Annotated in this window: 17 protein-coding genes and 1 tRNA gene; 10 read left to right on the plus strand and 8 right to left on the minus strand. The window is 71.6% G+C overall.

Going from position 1 to position 23,507, the window contains the following annotated elements; all coding sequences use genetic code 11:
• The first annotated feature begins 236 nt into the window (after window positions 1–236).
• From ACGFK0_RS04900 to ACGFK0_RS04915, 4 genes are all read left to right on the plus strand, one after another.
• The gene (locus tag ACGFK0_RS04900) at window positions 237–1,598 is read left to right on the plus strand and encodes an NAD(P)/FAD-dependent oxidoreductase (protein ID WP_392900238.1); all 1,362 of its coding nucleotides are present in this window, start codon (window positions 237–239) and stop codon (window positions 1,596–1,598) included.
• Between the two features lie 57 nt (window positions 1,599–1,655).
• Window positions 1,656–3,080: a class I SAM-dependent methyltransferase gene (locus tag ACGFK0_RS04905; protein WP_392900240.1), complete on the plus strand. Its 1,425-nt coding sequence runs from the start codon at window positions 1,656–1,658 to the stop codon at window positions 3,078–3,080.
• Between the two features lie 17 nt (window positions 3,081–3,097).
• Window positions 3,098–3,173: transfer RNA gene (locus ACGFK0_RS04910), tRNA-Leu, on the plus strand.
• 78 nt (window positions 3,174–3,251) lie between these two features.
• Entirely contained in the window at window positions 3,252–4,082 is an 831-nt protein-coding gene (locus ACGFK0_RS04915; RefSeq protein WP_392900243.1) for a Bax inhibitor-1/YccA family protein, read from the plus strand.
• Window positions 4,083–4,406: 324 nt separating this feature from the next.
• On the opposite strand, the gene ACGFK0_RS04920 is transcribed toward ACGFK0_RS04915, so the two are convergent.
• From ACGFK0_RS04920 to ACGFK0_RS04930, 3 genes are all read right to left on the minus strand, one after another.
• A complete protein-coding gene (locus ACGFK0_RS04920) occupies window positions 4,407–4,634 on the minus strand; it encodes a DUF4287 domain-containing protein (protein WP_392900246.1) in 228 nt (75 codons plus the stop codon).
• 203 nt (window positions 4,635–4,837) lie between these two features.
• Window positions 4,838–6,058: an acetyl-CoA C-acetyltransferase gene (locus tag ACGFK0_RS04925; protein ID WP_392900249.1), complete on the minus strand. Its 1,221-nt coding sequence runs from the start codon at window positions 6,056–6,058 to the stop codon at window positions 4,838–4,840.
• A gap of 395 nt (window positions 6,059–6,453) precedes the next feature.
• The gene (locus tag ACGFK0_RS04930; RefSeq protein ID WP_392900252.1) at window positions 6,454–7,458 is read right to left on the minus strand and encodes an SGNH/GDSL hydrolase family protein; all 1,005 of its coding nucleotides are present in this window, start codon (window positions 7,456–7,458) and stop codon (window positions 6,454–6,456) included.
• A 189-nt stretch (window positions 7,459–7,647) separates the two neighbouring features.
• On the opposite strand from ACGFK0_RS04930, the gene ACGFK0_RS04935 reads away from it, so the two are divergent.
• Window positions 7,648–9,039, plus strand: a complete 1,392-nt coding sequence (locus ACGFK0_RS04935) for a cystathionine beta-synthase (protein ID WP_392900254.1) — start codon at window positions 7,648–7,650, stop codon at window positions 9,037–9,039.
• 151 nt (window positions 9,040–9,190) lie between these two features.
• Here the strand turns inward: ACGFK0_RS04935 and ACGFK0_RS04940 are convergent, their stop codons facing one another.
• Window positions 9,191–11,347 carry an MMPL family transporter gene (locus tag ACGFK0_RS04940; protein WP_392900257.1) on the minus strand — a complete coding sequence of 719 codons (2,157 nt, stop codon included), beginning with the start codon at window positions 11,345–11,347 and terminating at the stop codon, window positions 9,191–9,193.
• A 169-nt stretch (window positions 11,348–11,516) separates the two neighbouring features.
• Between ACGFK0_RS04940 and ACGFK0_RS04945 the strand changes: the two genes are divergently transcribed.
• Window positions 11,517–12,674, plus strand: a complete 1,158-nt coding sequence (locus tag ACGFK0_RS04945; protein WP_392900260.1) for a cystathionine gamma-synthase — start codon at window positions 11,517–11,519, stop codon at window positions 12,672–12,674.
• A gap of 48 nt (window positions 12,675–12,722) precedes the next feature.
• Window positions 12,723–13,832, plus strand: coding sequence for an alpha/beta hydrolase (locus ACGFK0_RS04950; RefSeq protein WP_392900264.1), 1,110 nt, complete (start codon window positions 12,723–12,725; stop codon window positions 13,830–13,832).
• A 95-nt stretch (window positions 13,833–13,927) separates the two neighbouring features.
• Here ACGFK0_RS04950 and ACGFK0_RS04955 read toward each other — a convergent pair whose 3' ends face one another.
• From ACGFK0_RS04955 to ACGFK0_RS04965, 3 genes are read right to left on the minus strand one after another with little or no spacing between them, the layout of a single operon-like run.
• Window positions 13,928–14,461 (minus strand): hypothetical protein, encoded by a 534-nt coding sequence (locus tag ACGFK0_RS04955; RefSeq protein ID WP_392900267.1) that lies wholly within the window; start codon window positions 14,459–14,461, stop codon window positions 13,928–13,930.
• A gap of 25 nt (window positions 14,462–14,486) precedes the next feature.
• Window positions 14,487–16,604 carry a VWA domain-containing protein gene (locus ACGFK0_RS04960; RefSeq protein WP_392900270.1) on the minus strand — a complete coding sequence of 706 codons (2,118 nt, stop codon included), beginning with the start codon at window positions 16,602–16,604 and terminating at the stop codon, window positions 14,487–14,489.
• Window positions 16,605–16,641: 37 nt separating this feature from the next.
• Complete coding sequence (locus ACGFK0_RS04965) at window positions 16,642–18,078, minus strand: sigma 54-interacting transcriptional regulator (RefSeq protein ID WP_392900273.1); 1,437 nt, start codon at window positions 18,076–18,078, stop codon at window positions 16,642–16,644.
• Window positions 18,079–18,319: 241 nt separating this feature from the next.
• On the opposite strand from ACGFK0_RS04965, the gene ACGFK0_RS04970 reads away from it, so the two are divergent.
• The 3 genes from ACGFK0_RS04970 to ilvA all read left to right on the plus strand — a co-directional run bounded on the left by ACGFK0_RS04970 (window position 18,320) and on the right by ilvA (window position 21,811).
• Complete coding sequence (locus ACGFK0_RS04970) at window positions 18,320–19,483, plus strand: FIST N-terminal domain-containing protein (protein WP_392900275.1); 1,164 nt, start codon at window positions 18,320–18,322, stop codon at window positions 19,481–19,483.
• A gap of 56 nt (window positions 19,484–19,539) precedes the next feature.
• Window positions 19,540–20,493 carry an ROK family protein gene (locus tag ACGFK0_RS04975; RefSeq protein ID WP_392900278.1) on the plus strand — a complete coding sequence of 318 codons (954 nt, stop codon included), beginning with the start codon at window positions 19,540–19,542 and terminating at the stop codon, window positions 20,491–20,493.
• 79 nt (window positions 20,494–20,572) lie between these two features.
• Window positions 20,573–21,811, plus strand: a complete 1,239-nt coding sequence (gene ilvA, locus ACGFK0_RS04980) for a threonine ammonia-lyase (protein ID WP_392900280.1) — start codon at window positions 20,573–20,575, stop codon at window positions 21,809–21,811.
• A gap of 69 nt (window positions 21,812–21,880) precedes the next feature.
• Here ilvA and ACGFK0_RS04985 read toward each other — a convergent pair whose 3' ends face one another.
• On the minus strand, window positions 21,881–23,302 hold the full coding sequence (locus ACGFK0_RS04985; RefSeq protein WP_392900282.1) for a M1 family metallopeptidase: 1,422 nt from the start codon (window positions 23,300–23,302) through the stop codon (window positions 21,881–21,883).
• Between the last annotated feature and the right edge of the window lie 205 nt (window positions 23,303–23,507).

The following is a 23,507-nucleotide window of genomic DNA, read 5'->3' on the forward strand; positions in this document are numbered from 1 at the left end:
TTCCCCGTCCTCGCGTCTCCCCGTGAACCCGCAGACGGCGGGGCAGGGCCTGGCCGAGCGGCCCGGGCGGCGGTCGGCCCCCTGCCGGTCCCGCCGCCCAGGGCCGCTTGACGCCCCCGTCCGGCCCTGTCCCACCGTCTTCGGTGATACATCGGGTGAGATGCGAGACCGGACGATGAAGTTCGTGAATAGGGCGAAGTGGTGAGCGAGCCACATATGCGGGTATCGCCCTCGACATGCCATCCGAGCGCACCGCGGACTCCGCGAAGCACATCGTGATCATCGGCGGCGGGTACGTCGGCATGTACACGGCCCTGCGCCTGCAGCGGAAGCTGCGTGGCGAACTGCGCCGCGGCGAGGTCGCCGTCACCGTCATCGACCCGCAGTCCTACATGACGTACCAGCCGTTCCTCCCCGAGGCCGCGGCGGGGAACCTGGAGCCCCGCCATGTCGTCGCGCCGCTGCGGAAGGTCCTCGGACGCTGCCGCATCATGAACGGGTACGTGACGCGGATCGACCACGCCGCCAGGCGGGTCACGGTGCGTCCCGCGGGCACGGACAGCGCGGGCGTTCCGGAGCGGGACGTCGACTACGACATGCTCGTGGTCGCCCTCGGCTCCATCTCGCGGACGCTGCCGATCCCGGGCCTCGCCGAATGCGGGATCGGCTTCAAGACCGTCGAAGAGGCGATCTTCCTGCGCAACCACGTCCTGCACCAGCTCGACATCGCCGCGTCCAACGCGGGCGACGAGCGGGTGCGGAGGCGGGCGCTGACGTTCGTGTTCGTCGGGGCGGGGTTCGCGGGCGTCGAGGCCATGGCCGAACTGGAGGACCTGGCACGGGACGCCTGCAAGTGGTACCCGACGATCGACCCCGGCGAGATGCGGTGGCTGATGGTCGAGGCGACCGGCCGGATCCTGCCCGAGGTGGGGCCGGAGATGGGCCGCTGGACCGCCGAGGCGCTGCGCCGCCGCGGAATCGAGGTCAAGCTGGACACGCTGCTGGAGTCCGCCGAGGGGCGGCACATCGTGCTGAGCGACGGCGACGCGTTCGACGCCGGGACGCTCGTGTGGACGGCCGGCGTGAAACCGCACCCCGTCCTCAAGGACAGCGACCTGCCGCTGGACGACAAGGGGCGCGTCAAGGCGACCGCCGAACTGACCGTCGAGGGACTGGAGCACGTCTACACGGCGGGGGACAACGCGGCCGTCCCCGACCTCACCGACTCCGGCGAGTTCACGGCGCCGAACGCCCAGCACGCGGTCAGGCAGGCCAGGCGCCTCGGTGACAACATCGTGGCGGATCTGCGCGGAAGGCCCCGCAAGCGGTACGTGCACGCCTACGTCGGCTCGGTGGCGAGCCTCGGCCTGCACAAAGGCGTGGCGAACGTCTATGGGATCAAGCTGCGCGGCCTCCCCGCATGGTTCATGCACCGCACCTACCATCTGTCTCGGATGCCGACCGTCAACCGCAAGCTCCGGATCACCATGGACTGGACGCTCGCCTTCTTCTTCCGGCGCGAGATCGTCTCGCTCGGCGAGCTGGAGCGGCCCCGCCATGAGTTCGAGCTCGCCGCCGGCCGGCGCCGCGACCAGTGACCGCAAGGCCGGCCCTCGTCCGGCCGGCACCGTCCGCGGAGGAGGCGTGCCCTCACCATGCACGACGGAGATGCCACCTGGAACGAGGCGCGAGCGGAACTCGAGGCCGCGGCCCCGCCCGCGGAGCCTCCGCCCGCGGAGGCCGGGCAGGCGGGCGGCGCGGCCGGGGTCGCCGCCCGGCTGGCGCCCCTGCTCATCAAGATCATGGTGCCGGGGGCGCGGGGGCCTGAGGGGCGGGAGCCGGTGGACGGGCTGCCGATCCGGGTCCGGGCATGGGACGGCAGCACCATCGGCCCGCCCGGCGCCCCCGCGTTCGTCATCAAGCACCGGCGGGCGCTGCGGCGGCTGCTGTGGAAGCCCGGCGAGCTGGGCTTCGTCCGCGCCTACGTCGCCGGTGAGCTGGACATCGAAGGGGACGTCTTCGCCGCTCTGGACACCGTCCAGCGGGTGATGGGCGGCGGTGCCGAGCCGATCCGGCTGAGCGGCGACGACAAGCGCGACATCGTGCGCACCGCGGTCACCCTCGGCGCCGTCGGGCCCGAGCCGAAGCCGCCGCCCGAGGAGTCGGCGCCCGGCCGCGCCGAACGGCAGGGCACCGGGCTGGACGGGCACGCGGGGCCAATGAGGGAGCCCGCCGCGTTCTTCGCCCGGCTCTTCGGGGACGGGCTGGCGCACGGCACCGGATCGTGGGACCCGCCCCCCGGCCCGCACACCGACCCGCACGGCCACCTGGACGGCGACCTGGACGCCGCCCAGTCGGCCGCCCACGAGGCCGTCGCCGAGAGGCTCGGGCTGCATCCCGGCGCCCGGCTCCTCGACCTGAACTGCGGCTGGGGCGCGTTCGCCCGGCACGCCGCCGTCCGGCACGGCGCCAGGGTCGTGGGGCTGACCCGCACCTCTGAACAGGCCGACCACGTCCGCGCGATGGCCGCCGGCACCGGAGCCGGCGTCGAGGCCCGCGGCTGGGACCTGGCCGAGGCGGGCGACGGGCCCTACGACGCGATCGTCGGGCTGGCGGACGTGGCGTCCCTCGACCGCCCCGCGGCCCGCCTGTCCGGACTGCTCGCGCCGGGCGGGCGGCTCGTCCTCCAGCAGCCGGTGCGCCGCCCCGGCCCGCCCCGGGCCCGGCGCACGTTCACCAGCGGCTACATGTTCCCGGACGAGGGCGAGCCGCGGCCGCTCGGCGCGCTCGCCGACGAACTGGAGGAGGCGGGCCTCGAAGTGCGGGGTGTGGCGGCGCTGCGCGAGCAGCACGCGCGGACGCTGCGGGCCTGGGCCGCCGGCCTACAGCGGCACTGGGCCGAATGTGCGGAGCTGGCCGGACCCGGCCGTGCCCGCGTCTGGCTGCTGTACCTCGTCACGTCCGCGCTGGCCTGCGAGAACGGCCGGATCGGCAGGCATGAGATTCATGCGAAACGCCAGGACCGCGGCACCCGTTCGGGCATGGACCGGGCGTTGGGACCCACCGTGACGAGCCGCTGACTCGATATGATGACGCCGCCCCTGTAGCCCAATGGCAGAGGCGGGCTCCCTAAAAGAGCCAACGTGTCGGTTCGAGTCCGACCAGGGGCACCATTGCGGCGGGTCCGGCTGATCGTGAAGGGCTTCCACGCATAGACTGCAAGGTCAGGTCGGCCGAATGTGGAGGCTCTGATGGAGAGCAGGAACCCGGCGTTCCGGGGTAACGCCTTCGGGCAGCGGGCCGGAGGCGCGGGCTACGGCGCGCCGGTCTACGGTGCCCCGGGGTACGGCACGCAGCAGCAGGGAGGCGCGGGTTACCCGGCGCCGGGCTACGCGCTACCGAGTACCAGGCCGATGACCATGGACGACGTCGTCGTCCGCGGGTTCATGACCCTGGTCACCCTCGTGCTCGCCGCGGCCGCGGCCTGGGTGCTGGTGCCATCCGGCATCGCGATTCCCGTTCTGGTCGTCGCGTTCATCGCCCAACTCGGGATCTGGGCGTTCATCACGTTCGGCCGCAAGGCCAACGCACTGACGGTCCTGACGTTCGCGGCGGTCTACGGCGTCATCGTCGGGATCGTCAGCCACGCCTACAACGACCTCTTCCACGGCGTGGTCTTCCAGGCCGTGATCGGTACGGCGCTGGCGTTCGCCGCCACGCTCGCCGTCTACGCGCTGCGGATCGTCCGGGTCACGCCCAAGTTCGCCAAGTTCACGATGGCGGCGGCCGTGGCGCTGATCAGCCTGATGATCATCAACCTGCTGATGAACATGTTCGGCTCCGAGGCGGGGCTCGGCATCCGCGACCCGAGCAACCCGCTCGCCTACGTGTTCAGCGTCGTCGCGATCCTCGTCGGCTGCTTCTTCCTCCTGCTGGACTTCGACTCGATCGAGGAGGGCGTCCGCGCCGGGGCGCCGGAGAAGTTCGCCTGGTACTGCGCGTTCGGACTGGTACTGGCCCTGGTGTGGATCTACCTGGAGATGCTGCGGCTGCTCAGCTACATCTACGGAGGCAGGGACTAGCCGCCACCGACCGGCCCCCCGCGGACCAGCCAGCACGGACCAGTCGGCACGGACCAGCCATTGGGGCGCCCCAGCCATTGGGGCGCCGCTCGCCCCGGGACCCAGATCAGCCCCGCGCCGTCCGGCGCGGGGCTGATCTGCGTGGGATCTCTGCGCCAGGGTCGTGGCGCGGCATGGCGGCACGACGGCGGGGGCATCCGTTGGCGGGATCCCACCAGGTCATATGAAGCGGATTCATATGAGGAAGGTCCGTATGAAGTTCTTCGGTGAGTCGTCCTCAGCCTCGGCGGGCCGGCCGATCGGCGGAACGCGCCGGAGGGCGACTCAGTAGTGCCGCGCGCGGCGGGTGCGCTCGTGCTCGCGCACGAGGGCCGACGCGTAGCCGTGGGAGAGGTTGTGCTCGTCGGCCAGCCAGGAGCTGCGTTCCTCGCAGCGGGTGAACGACGGGCCGTTCTCGATGGCGGTGAACCACTCGGGGATGTCACGTCCTGTGACTTGCGGAATGCGGGCTAGCAGCTTGCTGTGCGTCTCCGGCGAGTGGTTCAGTGACAATTGGCACCTCCAGGTCGCGGGGCTCTTCCTGCTGACTCTGCAACAGGAGAACGGATGTGACAACCCCCTAACGGCCACCTATCTATTACGTTACGTAGATCGCAAATAACGGGGATGTTCTCCGGAAACGCGCAGGTGGCCCGCACGACGGCCGCCCTGTGATCGTGGGCGGGCGAGTGCCGTGCAGGCCACCGCGGAGGACGTCAGGAAAGGCGCTCCAGGACCATCGCCATGCCCTGGCCGCCGCCCACGCACATCGTCTCCAGCCCGAACTGCTTGTCGTGGAACTTCAGGCCGTTGAGGAGCGTGGAGGTGATGCGCGCGCCGGTCATGCCGAACGGGTGGCCGATGGCGATGGCGCCGCCGTTGACGTTCAGCTTGTCGATGTCGATGCCGAGGTCCTCGGCGGACGGCAGCACCTGCGCGGCGAACGCCTCATTGATCTCGACGAGGTCGATGTCGCCGATGGTCATGCCGGCCTTGGCCAGGGCCTTGCGGGACGCGTCGACCGGGCCGAGGCCCATGATCTCGGGGGACAGGCCGGTGACGCCGGTCGACACGACCCGGGCCAGCGGGGTGATACCGAGTTCGGCGGCCTTGGTGTCGCTCATGATGACGACCGCGGCCGCACCGTCGTTCAGCGGGCAGCAGTTGCCCGCGGTGACCGTCCCGTCCGGCCGGAACACCGGCTGGAGCTGCGAGACCTTCTCGTAGGTGGTGCCGGGGCGGGGGCCGTCGTCATTGGCGACGACGGTGCCGTCCGGCAGCGTCACCGGGGTGATGTCCTTCTCCCAGAACCCGTTGGCGAGGGCCTTCTCGGCGAGGTTCTGCGAGCGGACGCCGAACTCGTCCTGCGCCTGCCGTGACACCCCTCGCATCCCGGCCACGTTCTCGGCGGTCTGGCCCATCGCGATGTAGATGTCGGGCAGGTTGCCGTCCTCGCGCGGGTCGTGCCACACGGGCGTGCCGCCCTCGCCGGCCTTCGCGGTGCGGGCCTCGGCGTCGGCGAACTTCGGGTTCTGCGTGTCGGGGAGGCCGTCGCTGCTGCCCTTGGCGAAGCGGCTGACGGTCTCGACGCCCGCCGACACGATGACGTCGGCCTCCCCCGAGCGGATCGCGTGCAGCGCCATCCGGGTCGTCTGCAGCGAGGACGAGCAGTACCGGGTGACGGTGGCGCCGGGCACGCTGTCCCAGCCCAGCAGCACGGAAACGACCCGTCCCATGTTGTAGCCCTGCTCGCCGCCGGGGAGGCCGCAGCCGAGCAGGAGGTCGTCGATCTGGCTCGGGTCCAGCTGCGGGACCTTCGCCATCGCGGCCGTGATCATCTGGGCGGTGAGGTCGTCGGGCCGCATGTCCTTGAGCGACCCCTTGAATGCGCGGCCGATCGGCGAGCGCGCGGTTGCGACGATGACTGCCTCGGGCATGTGCGGGTCTCCTGTCTCAGCGGCCGTTCTTCGGCGAGCGGGCAGCGTGTCCGCGGGACGCGTGTTCCCGTGACGCTGTTACTCGCCGGTCACCAGCAATCTAACCGTCCGCCCCCGCCGACGTACAATGTGCCCCCGCACAGTGTTGACAATGAGTACAATAAGTGTTGACTTACTCATCGACCTGCGGATTCCCGGACCGGTGATGACACCCGTCCCATGTGGGCGGGACGGCGACCGCCGGACCCTGAACCTCACGCCACCGGCCTCGGCCGCCGCAAGCGCGGGCGGCGGCCGGCCCGGTGGCCACCAAGTCGGCCGGGGCTCGTCACCGGTGACCGGACGGGCCCCGGTTGTTCTTCCGCCGCGACGAGCGGGGGCTACCTGTTCGGGGGTTACTTGGCCGGGTCGCTGGTCGCCGGGGTGGGGAGCGCATCACCGGCCAGGACGGTGCGGCGGCGGAGCAGAGTGGCCCAGCGGCCGCGGGGGCCGCGTTCCCTGCCCTCCACGGAGGCGCCGCTCACCTCGGTGCCCGAGACCTCCGCGGCCTCGGCCGCGGCCAGGTAGACCGGCAGGACGCCGTCGCCGAGCAGGTCGCCGACGTCGGGCTCCAGGCCCAGCGCGGACGCCATCGACGGCAGCACCGCGGCGCACGCGGACGCGTACCCGCGGGCGGACGGGTGATAGCGGTCCTCGCTGAACATCGAGCGAGGGTCGGCGGCGAACTCGCGGCCGAGCAGGTCGCCGAGCGACACCGAGCGGGCGCCGCGCTCGACGGCCGCGATGGTCTGGGCGGCGGCGAGCTGCCGGCTGGCGCGGCGGGCGATGAACCTGAGCGGCTGCATCAGCGGCTTGACGGTGCCGAGGTCGGGACAGGTGCCGACGACGACGTGGCTGCCCCTGGCACGGAGCCGTTCGACGGCGTCCGCGAGATGGCGGACGGATTCGGCCGCCGGCACCCGAGCGGTCACGTCATTGCCGCCGATCATGATGACGGCGATGTCGGGGCGGGCTCGCAGCGCCCGGTCGACCTGGCCGCGGAGGGCCTGCGAGCGGGACCCGGAGCGGGCGACGTTCGTCAGCCGGACGGGACGGTCCGCGATCGCCGACAGCCCGGCCGCCAGAAGGGCGGCGGGGGTCTCGTCCGGGGTGTGCACCCCCAGGCCGGCGGCGGTGGAGTCACCGATCATGACCAGGGACAGCGGGTCGCCGCCCAGCGTCCCGCCGTACAGGCCGTCGGCCACCGGCGGGTCGCCGCTCGGCGTCGCCGTGATCATTCTTCGGGCGAGTCTGGCCTCCATCACGACGAGCCCGAACGTGATGCCGCCGAGGGCCGTGATGCCCCCGCCCCCGTACGCCGCGGCCGCCGCGATCCGGCGTGCCGTGAATGCTCTCAACATGTTCCGCTGACCCTCCGTGATTAAGTTCCTACCCGCGGCCCCGGTGGTTGATGCCTGCGGGTACCGGACTCGGATACCGTCGGGAGGAGGGAAACCATCCGGACCCCGCGCCCGGCATCCCGCCCGAACAGGCGGGCTGAGCAGGGACGCGACGCTCAGATCGACACACTGAACGACAAGGATGTCGCGGTGCACGTACACGACTCGCTCGTCGAGCTGATGGGCAACACCCCGCTCGTTCGACTGCGCAAGGTGATCGGCGACAGCACGACCGGCGGCCGGCGGCCGCAGGTGCTCGCCAAGGTGGAGTACTTCAACCCCGGTGGCTCGGTGAAGGACCGCATCGCGGTCCGCATGATCGACGCGGCCGAGAAATCCGGCGAACTCGCGCCCAGCGGCACGATCGTCGAGCCGACGTCCGGCAACACCGGGGTCGGGCTCGCCATCGTGGCGCAGGAGCGCGGCTACCGCTGCGTCTTCGTCTGCCCCGACAAGGTCGCCAAGGACAAGATCGACGTGCTGCGCGCGTACGGCGCGGAGGTCGTGGTCTGCCCGTCGGCGGTGTCGCCCGAGCACCCCGACTCCTACTACTCGGTGTCGGACCGGCTGGCCGCGGAGATCCCCGGCGCGTGGAAGCCGAACCAGTACACCAACCAGGAGAACCCGCGCTCGCACTACGAGACGACGGGGCCGGAGATCTGGGAGCAGACCGACGGCCGCGTCACGCACTTCGTGGCGGGCATCGGCACCGGCGGGACGATCAGCGGCACCGGGCGGTACCTCAAGGAGGTCTCCGGCGGGCGGGTGAAGATCGTCGGGGTGGACCCCGAGGGATCGGTGTACTCCGGCGGCACCGGCCGCCCCTACCTCATCGAGGGCGTCGGCGAGGACATCTGGCCCGAGACCTACGACCGGGACATCTGCGACGAGATCATCGCGGTGTCCGACAAGGACTCGTTCAACATGACCCGGCGGCTGGCCCGCGAGGAGGCGCTGCTGGTCGGCGGGTCCTGCGGGATGGCCGTCGTCGCCGCGCTGCGCGTCGCCGCGCAGGCCGACCCGGACGCGGTGATCGTGGTGCTGCTGCCCGACGGCGGCCGCGGCTACCTCACGAAGATCTTCAACGACGAGTGGATGGCCGACTACGGCTTCCTCATTCCGTCCACCGAGGAGGCCCGGGTCGGCGAGGTGCTCACCCGCAAGAGCCGGACGCTGCCGGAGTTCGTGCACGTCCACCCGCACGAGAGCGTGCAGACCGCGATCTCGATCATGCGCGAGTACGAGGTGTCGCAGCTTCCGGTGATGAAGGAGGAGCCGCCGGTCATGGCGGCCGAGGTGGTCGGCTCCGTGGTGGAGAGCGACCTGCTCGACATCCTCGTCAGGGAGCGCGCCAAGCTGGCCGAGCCGGTCGAGATGCACATGTCGGAGCCGCTGCCGACCCTCGGGTCCGGCGAGCCGGTCAGCAAGGCCGTCGGCGTGCTGGAGAAGTCCGGTGCGGCCGTCGTCCTCGTGGACGGCAAGCCCAAGGGCCTCGTCACCCGCCAGGACCTCCTCGCCTTCCTGGCCGCGTCCACCCCCTGACGGACGCCGCGGCCGGACGAGCCGAGGCGCCGGAGACCGCTGCGGTCTCCGGCGCCTCGTTCTGTGCGGAAGGGTGTCGGGTTGCGGGGCCCGGCCGGTGGGCGGCATTTCGGGCCGGGCTCCGCAACCCGACGTCTGTGGGATGTCCGGGCTACCGCTGCCCGGACGGGATGAAGTCCTCCCGCGTGTCGGCGGGCTTGAGCGTCTTCTTCGGCTCGTCCCCGTGCCCCGGCCACCAGGCCTTGTGGCCCAGCAGCGCGGTGATGCCCGGCACCAGGAAGATCGCCATGATGAAGGCCGACAGCGCGATCCCCAGCGCGATGGAGAAGCCCATCTGCTGCAGCATCGACACCTTGGCCAGCAGCATCACCGAGAACGTGCCGGCCAGGATCAGCCCGGCCGCGGCGACCGTCGGCCCGCCGTGCTGGACCGCCAGCGCGGCGGCCTTGCGCGGCTCGTGGCCCTCCTTGGCCTCCTCGCGCAGCCGCGCGGTCATCAGGATGTTGTAGTCGGTCCCGATGGCCAGCACGAACAGGTACAGCATGATCGGCAGGTGGAAGATCTCACCGGGCTGGCCGAGCAGTCCCTGGAAGACGTACACCGCGGATCCCATGGTCGCGGCGAAGCCCAGCAGCACCGCGGGGACCAGGTACAGCGGTGCGACCACGGAGCGCAGCAGCATCAGCAGGATCAGCGCGATGAGCACCCCGGCGACCGGCAGGATCACCGACAGGTCCCGGTTGACCACCTTGTTGATGTCGCTGTAGATCGCGGTCTCGCCGCCGACGAACACCTCGGAACCCTGTGGCGCGATGTCGTGCACCGCCGGCGCGAGGTCGTTCTTGACCAGGTTGATCGATTCGTTGTTGGCCGGGTTGCCGTTCAGGATCAGGTCGACCTGGCCCAGCTTCGGGTCGGCCTTGCTGAGTTGCGCCGGTGCGACGCCGCCGACGCCGGGCAGTGACTTGGCCTGCTGCCCGAAGGCGTTCAGCTCGGCCTCGGTCAGCGGCTGCCCGTCGGTGGAGCGGACCATCACCTGCACCGGCGTGCTCTGCCCGGCCGGGAAGCCCTTCTTCATGTCCTCGGTGGCCTGGGCGGACTCGGTGTCCTGCGGGAAGCTGGACTGGAAGTCGTAATCGGACTTGAAGCCGATCGCGCCGGACGCCAGGGCGACCAGCAGAGCGCCGGCCCCGAGCGCGACCAGGGCCGGACGCGCGCCGACCATCCGGCCGAGCCGGGCCGAGGTCGTGGCCTTCGGCTGCTTCTTCCAGGACTTGGACGGCCAGAACACCGCGGGGCCGATCAGCGACAGGATCGCGGGGAACAGCGTCAGCGAGGTGATGCCCATCACCACGACGCCGATGGCGAGCGACGGGCCCCAGGCGGCGAAGATGCCGAACGACGCCAGCATCAGCACCAGGAACGTGACCGCGATCGCGGCCGCCGCGGAGGTGATGACCTCGCCGACCCGCTCCACCGCGGAGATCAGCGCGGTCTTGCGGTCCTCGCCGGCGCGCAGCCGCTCCCGGTAGCGGAACAGCAGGAACAGGTAGTAGTCGGCGCCGACGCCGAACATCACGATGGTCAGGATGATCTGCAGGCTGTCGTCACCGGAGAAGTCCAGCGCCTTGGACGCGGCGCCGATCAGCCCCATCGCCATCTGCTCGGTCGCGATGATCACGATGATCGGCAGGATCGCCGCCAGCGGCGCCCGGAAGATCACCAGGATCAGCCCGATGATCAGCGCGAAGGTGGCGATGGTGATGAGCGCGAAGGACTGGGTGAAGGAGTCCTCGTTGTCCACCCACGCCGCGACCTCACCGCCGACCTTGGCCTCCAGCCCGCCGCCGAGCTGCTTGGGCAGTTCGGTGCGGATGTCCTTGATGGCCTGGCTCTGATCCAGGGCCGCGTCCCCGGCGACCATCTCCATCGGCACGCTGATGAGCTGGATGCTCTTGTTGGGGGCGACCGCGTCGGGGCCGGTCATGAAGCCCTGGACGGTCGGGTACTTCTTGGCCGTCAGATTCTTGGCCGTCTCGGCGATCTTGGCGCTGTCCGCCGGGGTGATCTTCCCGCCGTCGGTGCGCTGCACCACGATCAGGGACGTCAGCCCCGCCTGCTCCGGGAAGGCCTTCTCGGCGATCTCGGCGGCCTGGACGGACTCGTAGCCGGACGGCAGGAACTCGCCCTGGTCGGACTCGGTGGTGAGCTTGGGGGACAGGGTGATGACGAGGATCGCGGTCACGAGCCAGGCCGCGATCGTCCACCACGGGTGTCTCACGACGAAGCGCGCGAGCCGAGCGAACATGGGGCTTCCTCAGTTCAGGGTGATGGGAATCAAGGTCGATTGGGTATGTGTAAAACGGTAGAGAACGGATGGGGCGTTGGGGTCACCCGCTGCGCTGAAATAAAGGCTGATACCTGCGGGGGAGCGCCTCCTCCTCGAGGAGGGGAGCGGGGTGGATAGCCTCGTACCCATGGACAACGAAGTTCAGAGAGGCTTCGAGACCCTGGCCATCCACGCCGGGCAGGAGCCCGACCCCACCACCGGTGCGGTCGTCACGCCGATCTACCAGGTATCAACGTACAAACAGGACGGTGTCGGCGGCCTACGCGGCGGCTACGAATACTCCCGGTCGGCGAACCCGACCCGTACCGCGCTCGAAATATGCCTCGCCGAAGCGGAAGGCGGCTCGCGGGGGCTGGCGTTCGCCTCCGGGCTCGCCGCCGAGGACGCGCTGCTGCGCGCGGTCTGCCGCCCCGGCGACCACGTGATCATCCCGGACGACGCCTACGGCGGCACCTACCGGCTGTTCGCCAAGGTGGCCGAGCCGTGGGGTGTGGCGTTCGACTCGGTGCCGCTCGGGGACGTCGAGGCCGCGCGGAGGGCGGTCCGCCCCGAGACGAAGATCATCTGGGTGGAGACGCCGACGAACCCGCTGCTCGGCATCGCCGACATCGCGTCGCTCGCGGCCGTCGCCCACGACGCCGGCGCACTGCTGGTCGTCGACAACACGTTCGCCTCCCCGTATCTCCAGCGCCCGCTGGAACTCGGCGCGGACGTGGTCGTCCACTCCACCACCAAGTACATCGGCGGCCACTCCGACGTCGTCGGCGGCGCGCTGATCGTGTCGGACCCGGAGCTGGGCGAGCGGCTTGCGTTCCACCAGAACGCGATGGGCGCCGTCGCGGGCCCGTTCGACGCCTGGCTCACCCTTCGGGGGATCAAGACGCTGGGCGTGCGGATGGACCGGCACTGCTCCAACGCGGAGCGGATCGTCGAGATGCTGGAGCGGCACCCGGCCGTCCGGCGGGTCCTGTACCCGGGGCTGCCCGGCCATCCGGGGCACGACGTCGCCGCCAAGCAGATGAAGGCGTTCGGCGGCATGGTCTCGTTCCGGATGGAGTCGGAGGAGGCCGCCGTCCTCGTGTGCGAGCGGACGAAGCTGTTCACGCTCGGCGAGTCGCTCGGCGGCGTCGAGTCGCTGATCGAGCACCCGGGCCGGATGACGCACGCCTCGGCGGCCGGATCGCCGCTGGAGGTCCCCGGTGACCTGGTGCGGCTGTCGGTCGGGATCGAGGACGTCGACGATCTTCTCCGGGATCTTGAGCGGGCTCTGCCCCACGCCACTTGATCAAACATCTATACTCAGCGCGCCAGGTTCGTAAAGAAGGGGCCCGGGGTGCGCAAAATTCTGGTCTGTGGTGCGGCGTTCGCCGCGACGTGTGTCTCCGCTGTAGCCGTTCCGGGCGGAGCCCAGGCGACGACGCCGGCGCCGGCACCGCCGACGTCGTCGCCCGTCCCGTCCGCGCCGCCCACCGGGGAGCCCGGGACGACCACACCCTCCGACGCGCCCCCGGCCGGCGGCCCCGGGTCGCAGTCGCCCTCCACGTCCTCCACGTCGCATCCCCGCGAGGGGGAGGCGGCACCGGACGGCGAGCCCGACGGCACCGTCACGGCGCAGGCGGTCATGGTCACCCCCGAGCTGCCGAAGTTCCGCACGTACGCCTACGGCAAGGGCCCGAGCCAGCGGGTCGACGCCTACTGGCGCGAGGCCGGGCCCAGGGCCACGCCGCGTCCGGCCGTGCTGATCCTGCACGGCGGCTACTGGCTGTCGGGCGACAAGGGCGGCGGCTGGAAGTACTTCGCGCGCCGGCTCACCGAAGAGGGCTTCGTCGTCATGTCGGCGAACTACCGGCTGGCCCCCAAGGCGCAGTGGCCGGCGCAGCGCGTCGACTCGCTGGCCGCCCTCACCTTCATCAAGCAGCACGCCCGGACGTGGAATGTCGACCCGCGGCGCATCGCCGTGATCGGCTCCTCGGCCGGGGGGCACCTCGCGACGCAGCTCGGCACGTTCGGGACCGGCACCGCGCAGGTCCGCGGCGTGATCGCGATGTCGCCGCCGATCAGCCCGTACCTGGCCTACCAGACGGGCGGGAAGCCGGCCGCCACACCCAGTCAGCAGAAGCTGCGGCAGGCCGTGGTGGACCTCGTCCAGTGCGTCCCCGGCGCCGCCTCCAAGGACTGCTGGGACCGGCTGGAAGACGCCGACACCTCCGCCCACGTCTCCGCGGGGGACGCGCCGATGCTCCTCATGCACGGCAGCGACGACTTCATTCCGACCGCGCAGAGCGCCGGGCTGGCGGGCGCGCTGCGGGCCGCGGGCGTCCCGGTGACGGTGAAGACCATCGAGGGCGGCGGGCACGCCGCGCATCTGCTGGAGGACGGGAACACCTACCCGACGATCCTGAGCTGGCTCAAGAACCGCCTGAAGGCCGGCCCCCCCGAATAGCCGGCGGCGCCGGCGGCCGGGCCGGCGCCCGGCCCTTCCGACCGCCGGCCGTTCCGGCCCGTTGACCGTTCCGGACCGTCAGCCGTTCCAGACCATCAGCCGTTCCAGACCATCAGCAGCAGGATCACGAGCCAGATCAGCGCGACGACGCCGGAGATGGCGGCCAGCCTCCCGCGCTCCACCTGGGCGATGTCGCCGTCCGCCGCGGCGGGCCGCTTCTTCTCGGCCCCGCCGCCGTCTTCGCGGTCCTTGCCGTCCTTGTCCACCGCCGCGGCGGGCTTGACCGGGACGGCCGCCTCCTCGGCCGCGGCGACCTCCAGCAGATGCGCCGCCTTGCGCTGGTCGCGCTCGACGATCAGCAGCAGCACCAGCGCGACGATGAACAGCGTCATCGACGCCGACAGCCACACCTCCGCCAGGTCGCCCTGGGCCAGCAGCAGCCCGAACAGGAAGATCCCCAGGGTGGCGACGCCGTAGATCTGCGTGACCCGGTGGAGGTAGCGCACCACGACCACGTTGCGCTTGCGGATGTAGCGCGGGGTGGACATGGTCGCGGCGGTCAGCGGCCCCAGCGTGAAGATCGCGAATCCGATGTGGAAGAACAGCAGCAGGTGGTCGGAAGTCGACATGACGCCGACCCTAGCCCCTCCCGTTCTACCGGCGGGCGCGGCGCACCCTGAGGTAGTCGCTCACGACGTACTCGCCGAGCCGGTCGGCGTCGGGCGCGAACACACGGCCGCCGTTGCGCCGCGCGACCTCCTCCACGAACGAGACGAGGCGCCGGTCCTCGGCGAGCATGAAGAAGTTCATGCAGGCGCCCCGCCGGGTCATCTTGTCGACCTCGGCGAGCGTGAGGACGAGCGTGTCGGTGGACGGCGGGTAGTCGAACAGCGAGCGGCCGTCCGGACGCAGGTGCGCGGTCGGCTCGCCGTCGGTGACGACGAGGACGATCGGCTCGAAGTCGGGATGCCGGTCCAGGTGCCGTCCGGCGATCATCAGGGCGTGGTGCAGGTTGGTGCCCTGCACCATGTCCCAGTCCAGGCCCGCCATCTCCGTCGGGTGCAGGACCCGCGCGTAGTTGGAGAACCCGATGATCTGGATCGCGTCCTGCGGGAACTTGCTGGTCACGAGCGTGTGCAGGGCGAGGGTGGTCTGTTTGGCGACCGCCCATGTGCCGCGCAGCACCATCGAGTAGGACAGGTCGACGAGCAGGCAGACGGCCGCGCCGGTGCGCCGCTCGGTCTCGTGCACCTCGAAGTCGTCCACGCCGAGTCTCACGCCACCGGGTTTCACACCACGGGGTTTCACGCCACGGGGTTTCAGACCATCGGGTTTCACGCCATCGGGACTCCGTGATCCAGTGCCGTTGATCTCGATGACGTCGGCGGTGCCCGGCTCCACGACCTTCGAGGTCACGACACCCGCGGCGCCGCCGTCCATGGCGCTGCGGCGGATGGCGTTGCTCACCGTCCGGACCACGTCGAGGGGCTGCTCGTCGCCGAACCGCCACTCCCGGCTCGCCCCGGTCAGCTCGCCCGCCTGGCCGGCGTCCCGCTGGTCGTGGTCGCCCTGCCGCCCGGACGTGAGCTGCGCGAACACACGGCGCAGCGCCGTCTCACCGAGCCGCCGCACCGCCTTCGGGGTCAGCTCCAGCTTGCCGCGGTTGCGCCGCAGGTAGCCCTGCCGCTCCAGCTCCGCCTCGATGCGGCGCAGCGCGGCCAGGTCGTCGACGGCCTGCCGGCCGAGCGCCCGCCGGACGGCGTCCTCGTCGATGTCGTCGAGCCGCGCCCCCGGATACTCCTGCCCGAGCGCCGCCTCCAGCTCGCTGAGGTCGGCCAGCTCCGCCAGCGCGGTCGTGGCGTCGCCCATGCCGAGCGGGTCCTCGCCGGTCATCTGCTCGGACTGGCCCCAGCCGAGGTCGGGACGGCGGGTCCGCAGCGCGTCGCCGAGCCGGGTCATCTCCATGGCGAGGCCCGCGTCCTGCATGGCCTGCTCCATCAGGCCGCCCAGCTCGGCGCGCTGCTCCGGGCTGAGCGAGGCGAGCAGGCGGTCCATCGCGGCGGCGCGGCGGGCGAGGGAGTCGACCAGCTCCTCCAGGTTCTGCGGGTTGTCGGGGAACATGTCCCCGTACTCGCCCATGAAGCGGTCGAAGTCGTCCTGGGTGTGCTCGCCGCGGGCGTCGCGCTCCAGCATCTGGTTCAGCGCGCCCATCATGTTCTTGACCCGCTCCATGGCGGCCGGGTCCTGGTTCTCCAGGGCCTGCTTCATGCCCTGGAACTGCGCGTCCAGCACCTCGCGCCGCAGCAGGTCCTTCAGCCGCTCGAACGTCTGCCGGGCGGCGTCGGAGCGCCAGTCGTAGTCCGACAGGCGGCGGATCGCCTGGGACGTGTCGGACGGCAGGGTGTCCAGTTCCGCCTCGCGCAGCCGCGCCTCGTCGCTCGGATCGGGGAACAGTTCGGCCCGCTCCTGCCCGATCGCGGTGTCCAGCAGCGCGCGGGCCTGCTCCAGCGTCCCGTCGAGCCGGCCCCGGTCGCGCAGGGCACGGCGCCGCTCCCGCACCTGGCGGAGCATGTCGTCGAGGCCCCGCCCGCTGTTCGGCAGGCGGCCCTGCGCGCCCGGCAGGCCGCGCCGCAGCAGGTCCCGCAGCGCCTCGTCCGGGCGGGTGCCGTCCAGCACCGAGTCGCCCATCGCGTCGAGGGCGGAACGGACGTCGTAGGGCGGGGCGAGCGGGTCGGGCCCGTCCTCGTAGGCGCCGTAGCGGTATCGGCTCATCGAATCTCCTTGCGCGTGGAGAATTCAGGTCCGGACATCAGGTCCGGTAGGTGGCCGTCCCGTCGGAGCGTCCCTCGGCGGCGTCCTTGGACAGCCGCCTGGTGAGGAACAGCCCCTCCAGGGCGAACTCCAGCGCGGCCGCGGCCTGCCCGGGGGACTCCCCGCTCATGCCGAGCCGCTCCATGATCTTGGCGAGGCCGGGAACCCGGCCGATGCGGCGCAGCAGTTCCGTCGCCGCCACCAGCTCGCCCGACTCGACGCTCTCGCCGGAGTCGAACTTGTCCAGCAGCCCGTTCAGGTCGGCGGGACCCAGCGTCCGCCGGTAGGTCTCGGCGATGGCGCGGCGCAGCAGATGCTCCAGCACCTCCTGCTCGCGGCCCTCCTCGCTGACCTCGAACTCCACCTTGCCCATCAGCGACGGGACGACGGCGGGCAGGTCGCAGACCCGCGCGACGGCGTGCTCCTCGCCGGTCAGCGCCGCGCGCCGCACCGCGCCCGCCGCGACGGTCTCGGCGCCGGCGAGTGCGAACCGCGCCGACACCCCGGACCGGGCGTCCACCGCCGTCGACTCCCGGACGAGGCGGGTGAAACGTCCGATGATCTCGACCAGATGGTCGGGCACCTCGGCGGGCAGGCCGGACAGGTCGGCGAAGTCGGACTCCTGGCGGATCAGCGCCAGCTCGGCGTCCAGCTCCAGGGGGTAGTGCGTGCGGATCTCGGCGCCGAAGCGGTCCTTCAGCGGGGTGATGATGCGGCCCCGGTTGGTGTAGTCCTCCGGGTTGGCGGACGCGACGAGCAGCACGTCCAGCGGCAGCCGCAGCGCGTACCCGCGGATCTGCACGTCGCGTTCCTCAAGGACGTTCAGCAGCGCCACCTGGATCCGTTCGGCCAGGTCGGGCAGCTCGTTGATGGAGAAGATGCCGCGGTTGGTGCGCGGGACGAGCCCGAAGTGGACGGTCTCCGGGTCGCCGAGCGTGCGGCCCTCCGCCACCTTGATCGGGTCGACGTCGCCGATGAGGTCGCCGACGCTGGTGTCGGGTGTGGCGAGCTTCTCCCCGTACCGGTCGCCGCGGTGCCGCCACTCGACCGGCAGGTCGTCGCCCGTCTCGGCGGCCAGCCGGCGGCAGCGCACGCACACCGGTTCGTACGGGTGGTCGTTGATCTCGCAGCCGGCCACGACGGGGGTCCACTCGTCCAGCAGCCCGGCCAGGGTGCGGATCAGCCGCGTCTTGCCCTGACCGCGCTCGCCCAGCAGCACCAGGTCGTGCCCGGCGAGCAGGGCGCGTTCGAGATGCGGCAGGACGGTGTCGTCGAACCCGAGGATCCCGGGGAAGCGCGGCTCCCCGGATCGCAGCCGGACGAGCAGGTTGTGGCGGATCTCGGCCTTCACCGAGCGCTGGACGTGACCACTGGTGCGCAGCTCGCCCAGTGTGGTCTCGCTGGGTGGGGATTCACGCGGTGTGGATGAACGCACGCGATCGACATTACGTCGCCGGTACGCGGAATCGCACCCCGCCGGAGCATTCGCCGGAGGATTGGATCGCCGCAGCGATCGCCGCAGCGATCGCCGGTGGATCGCCGCAGGAATCGCCGGAGGATTCGTCCGGGCGTGTCCCGGCCTGCGTGGATCGGGCGTTGTTTGGGTGGAGGGCGCGCGGCGGGGGAGACTGGGGGTGTGATGCACCCGGCGATATCCAGTGAGGGAGGCGGCGCCGATGGCGCGTTTCGGTGATGGCCTGGCCCTCGGACCCGACCTGTGTGAGGCGGCCGTCTCGGCGGTCGAGCAGGCGCTCGCTCCGCTCAGCGCGGCACCCGACCTGGTCTGCGTCTTCATGACGGGCGACGACCCGGAGGCGTTCGAGGCGGCGGCGCTGGCCGCGGCGCATGCGGCCGGGCCCGCGGTACTGCTGGGCTGCACCGCGTCCGGGGTCATCGGCGCCGGGCGCGGCGTGGAGGACGCCGGCGCGGTCAGCGCGTGGGCGGCGGTGCTGCCCGGCGCGCGGCTCGACCCTTTCCGGCTGGAGACGCTGAAGGCCGACGACCGCCTGATCGTGGTCGGCATGCCCGAGGCGCAGGCCGACGACGTGGTCGGCGTGCTGCTGACCGACCCGTACAGCTTCCCGGTGGACGCGTTCGTCGAGCGCTCCGACGACGCGCTGCCCGGCCTCCCCCTGGTCGGCGGCCTCGCGGAGGGCCGCGAGCGCGGCGACGCGCGGCTGTTCGTCGGCGGCGAGGTCTATCAGGACGGCGCGGTCGGCATCGTGATCGGCGGGTCCGTGGCCGCCGCGACGGTGGTCAGCCAGGGTGCCCGGCCGATCGGCCCCGACATGGTGGTGACCAGGGCCGACGAGAACGTCCTGTACGAGCTGGCGGGCGTCCCCGCACTGGAGAAGCTGGAGCAGATCGTCCTCGAACTGCCGGAGGACGAGCAGGAACTGGCCGGGCGCGGGCTCCTGATCGGCGTCGCCATGGACGAGTACGCCGACGAGCACGAGCACGGCGACTTCCTCGTCCGCGGAGTGGTGGGCGCCGACACCGACAGCGGCGCCATCGCGATCGGCGACGTGGTGGACGTGGGCCGCACCGTCCGGTTCCAGGTCCGCGACGCCGGCGCCGCCGACGAGGACCTCGCCGCGCTGCTCGACCGGTTCGACATGGCGCCGGTCGAGGGCGCGCTGCTGTTCTCCTGCAACGGGCGAGGCCAGGCGATGTTCCCCGACTCCGACCATGACGCCCGCGTCCTCGACCGCGCGTTCGGCCCCGCCGGGGTCGGCGGCTTCTTCGGCGCGGGCGAGATCGGACCCGTCGCCGGGCGCAACCACGTCCACGGCTTCACCGCGTCCATCCTCGCGTTCGGAAGGGCGGGGGATCCCATTTGAGCGGGCCGGAAGCCCCGGGCGAGTCGGATGCCCTGAGCGGGCCGGACACCGTTTCGGTGGACGCCGCGCCTGTGCTGGCCGTGGACGTCGGCGGGACGAAGCTGGCCGCCGCGCTCGTCGAACCCGGCGGGCGCATCGCCGCCTACGACCGCGTCGCCACGCCGAGCGGCCCCGGGCTGGACGCCGACGGGCTGTGGAGGACGCTGGAGGCGCTGCTCGCCAAGCTTGTCGCCGACGCGGGGGATCCGCCGCTCGCGGGCGTCGGCGCGGGCTGCGGGGGGCCGATGACCTGGCCCGCCGCCGAGGTGTCCCCGCTCAACATCCCGGCGTGGCGGAACGGTTTCCCGCTGCGGGCCAGGCTCCGCGACCGCTATCCGGGCCTGCCCGTCCGCATCCACAACGACGCGATCTGCGTCGCCGTCGGTGAGCATTGGCGCGGTGCGGGAAGCGGCCGCGACAACGTCCTCGGCATGGTGGTGTCAACGGGTGTCGGCGGCGGGCTCGTCCTCGGCGGCAGGCTCATCAACGGCGGTACCGGCAACGCCGGGCACATCGGGCATGTCATCGTCGACCCCGACGGGCCGCCCTGCGCGTGCGGAGGCCGCGGCTGCCTTGAGGCGATCGCGCGCGGGCCCGGGCTGGTCGCCTGGGCGCAGGAGCAGGGCTGGCGGCAGGGGAACCGGGACGTGACCGGCGTCGAACTGGCCGCCGACGCCCGCCGGGCGCACCCGGTCGCCGTCGCCGCCATGCGACGAGCGGGGCACGCCATCGGCGTCGCGATCGCGTCCGCCACGCACCTGTGCGACCTGGATGTCGCGGCGATCGGCGGCGGCCTGTCCCAGGCGGGGGCGCTGTTGTTCGACCCCCTGGAGGACGCCTTCCGCATGCACGCCCGGATGGAGTTCGCGCGCCGTGTCCGGATCGTCCCCGCGGCGCTCGGCCAGACCGCCGGGCTCGTCGGCGCCGCCGCCCTGGTCTTCGCACAAGATCGCTATTGGAGTGCGGGCTGAGCGCGGGGGGTGCGAGGATCCAAGAATGAGCGAAGCGAACCGGGGGGTGTGGGGGGTCGTCCCCCCACAGGAGGCAGGTATGACCGAACGCGGAGTGAGTGCCGTCAGCGTCGACGACGTCCGCGCCGCCCGGGAACTGCTCCGCGACGTGGTCGTTCCCACGCCGATGATCCCCTCCCGGGTGCTGTCGGAGCACATCGGCGGGCCCGTCCTGCTGAAGTGCGAGAACCTGCAGCGCACCGGCTCGTTCAAGATCCGCGGTGCCTATGTGCGGATCGCCGGGCTGAGCGAGGCCGAACGCGCGGGCGGCGTCGTCGCGGCCAGCGCCGGCAACCATGCGCAGGGCGTCGCGCTCGCCGCGTCCATGCTCGGCTGCAAGGCGACGGTGTTCATGCCGGTCGGCGCGCCGCTCCCCAAGATCGCCGCGACCCGCGGCTACGGGGCCGAGGTCGTCTTCCCGGGACCGACCGTCGACGACTGCCTCATCGCCGCGCAGGAGTACGCCGACGAGTGCGGCGCGGTGTTCATCCACCCGTTCGACCATCCGGACGTCGTCGCCGGGCAGGCCACGATCGGCCTGGAGATCATGGAGCAGTGCCCGGACGTCCGGACGATCGTGACGCCGGTCGGCGGCGGCGGCCTGATGGCCGGCATCGCCGCGGCCGTCAAGGGCGTGGCGGCGGAGACCGGCGGGCGCGAGATCAAGACGCTCGGCGCGCAGGCCAAGCGCGCAGCCGCGTTCCCGCCTTCGCTCGCCGCCGGGAAGCCCGTGCAGGTCGAGATCGAGCCGACGATGGCGGACGGGATCGCCGTCGGCCGCCCGGGCGACCTGACCTACGACATGTTCACCGACCTGGTCGACGCGGTCGTCACCGTGACCGAGGAGTCCATCTCCCAGGCGCTGCTGCTGTGCCTCGAACGCGCCAAGCAGGTCGTCGAACCCGCCGGTGCCGCCGGGGTGGCGGCGGTCCTGGAGCACTCGTACGCGGTCGAGCCGCCCGTGGTGGTGCTGCTCTCCGGCGGCAACATCGACCCGCTGCTGCTGTCGAAGGTGCTGCGGCACGGCCTCGCGGGCGCTGGACGCTACCTCGTCGTCCGCTGCCGGCTGAAGGACCGCCCCGGCGCCCTCGTGACGCTGCTCAGCGAACTCGCCGAACTGGGCGTGAACGTCCTGGACGTGATGCACGAGCGGGTCGCGGCCCGCCTGCACGTCGAGGAGGCCGAGGTCCTCATGCACCTGGAGACGCGCGGCACCGGCCATTCGGAGGACGTGATAGGCCGCCTACGCGAAAAGGGCTACACCCTCACGCTGAGCTGAACCTCCGGACGTCTGCGGCGTGTCGCCCTCATGAAACGCTCCACAAGGGCGACACGCCGCAGGCCGACGTCAAAGGGCGGGCTTGCCCTCGGAGTAGAGCCACGCATCGGCCCAGCCGTCCAACTTCTTGTGGGACAGCCGCTCGGCGAAGCGGACGAGGTCCTCAGTCGAGGCGTTGCCGTAGCGGTATTCGGCCGGCCACGCCTTGAGCAGCCGGTAGAACGTCTCGTCACCGATGATCGTGCGCAGGACGTGGACGGCCATCGCGCCGCGGTCGTAGACGAGACCGTCGAAGATGTGGTCGCGGCCGGGGTCGGAGACGATGCCCTTCCACAGGTCGTCACCCGCCGGGGTGGCGTAGACGGCGTCGAAGCTGTCCTGGACGGGTGTGCCGTCGACCTTCTCGGCGTACAGCCATTCGGAGTACGTCGCGAAGCCTTCGTTCATCCAGATGTCGGCCCACCGCTCGGGCGACACCGAGTCCCCGAACCACTGGTGGCCCAGCTCGTGCGCGAGGAGCGCCTCGCTCGGGATCCGGCCCAGCCGGCTGCCGAGGTCGTACACCGGGCGGCCCTGGGTCTCCAGCGCGTACCGGAACCCGCCGTTGACCACGATCCCGCCCGTCGAGGTGAACGGGTAGCGGCCGTACAGCGACGACTGGAAGTCGGTGACCTCGGCGGTCTGCCGGTGGAACTTCTCCGCGTCCTCCGGCTTGATCGCCATGGCGTGGTCGGTGGCGGTCAGGTTCGGCACACCGCCGTCCGTCCGCCCGGTGAGGACGTCGTACTTGCCGATCGCGAGCATCGACAGCTCGCTGGCCATCGGGTGCCGCACGACCCAGCGCGTGGTCGTCCAGCCGTCCCGGGTCCACGTGCCGCGCAGGTCGCCGTTGGACAGCGTGGTGGTGCCCTTGGGCGCCGAAAGCGTGAACGTGTACGTCGCCTTGTCGGTCGGGTGGTCGTTCACGGGGAAGACCGTGGCGGCGCCGAACGGCTGGTTGACCATCACCGCGCCGTCGGGCGTCGGCACCCAGCCGGACGTGCCCAGCGTCGCGTCGTTGATCGTCTGCGGGACGCCGGAGTAGGCGACGGTCACGGTGAAGTGCCGGTGCTTCCGCAGCCCCTTGGGCGGGGTGATGACCAGCTCCTGCGCACCCGTCCGCTCGTAGGACGCGCGGTGCCCGTCCACCTTCAGCGACGAGATGGTGAGCGGGCCGAGGAAGTCCAGGTTGAACCGGGACAGGTTCTGCGTCGCCCGCGCCTTGATCTTGGTGACGGCCCGGATTCCCTTCGTGTCCGGGTCGTACTTCAGCCCGATGTCGTAGTGGGCGACGTCGTAGCCGCCGTTGCCCATGTCGGGGAAGTAGGCGTCGCCCGCTCCCGGCGCGCCGGGCGTGAACCGCGCGGTGGCGCCGGCGGGCGCCGCCGACACGGCGAGGGCCGCGGTGACGGTCAGCGCCACGGCGGCGAGGGCTCTGGGGGTTCTGCTCATCGGCCTCGTCCTCGGTGCTCCTCGGTGACGGCCGCCGGTAAGTTGCGACGGCCGTGATCAAGACTTTCCTGTGATCTGGGCCGGTTCAAGCGCGATCCGGTCTCAAATCCGTGGATACGGGGTGGAATCTGTGGCCGGATCCGGCACCCGGCCGCCCGATGGTGACGCGGGCACGGCCGGAGGGCACGCCGACCCGCCGGGCGGT

Origin of the sequence: Spirillospora sp. NPDC048823, assembly GCF_043198445.1 — a bacterium.
In the GTDB taxonomy this organism is placed as follows: domain Bacteria; phylum Actinomycetota; class Actinomycetes; order Streptosporangiales; family Streptosporangiaceae; genus Spirillospora.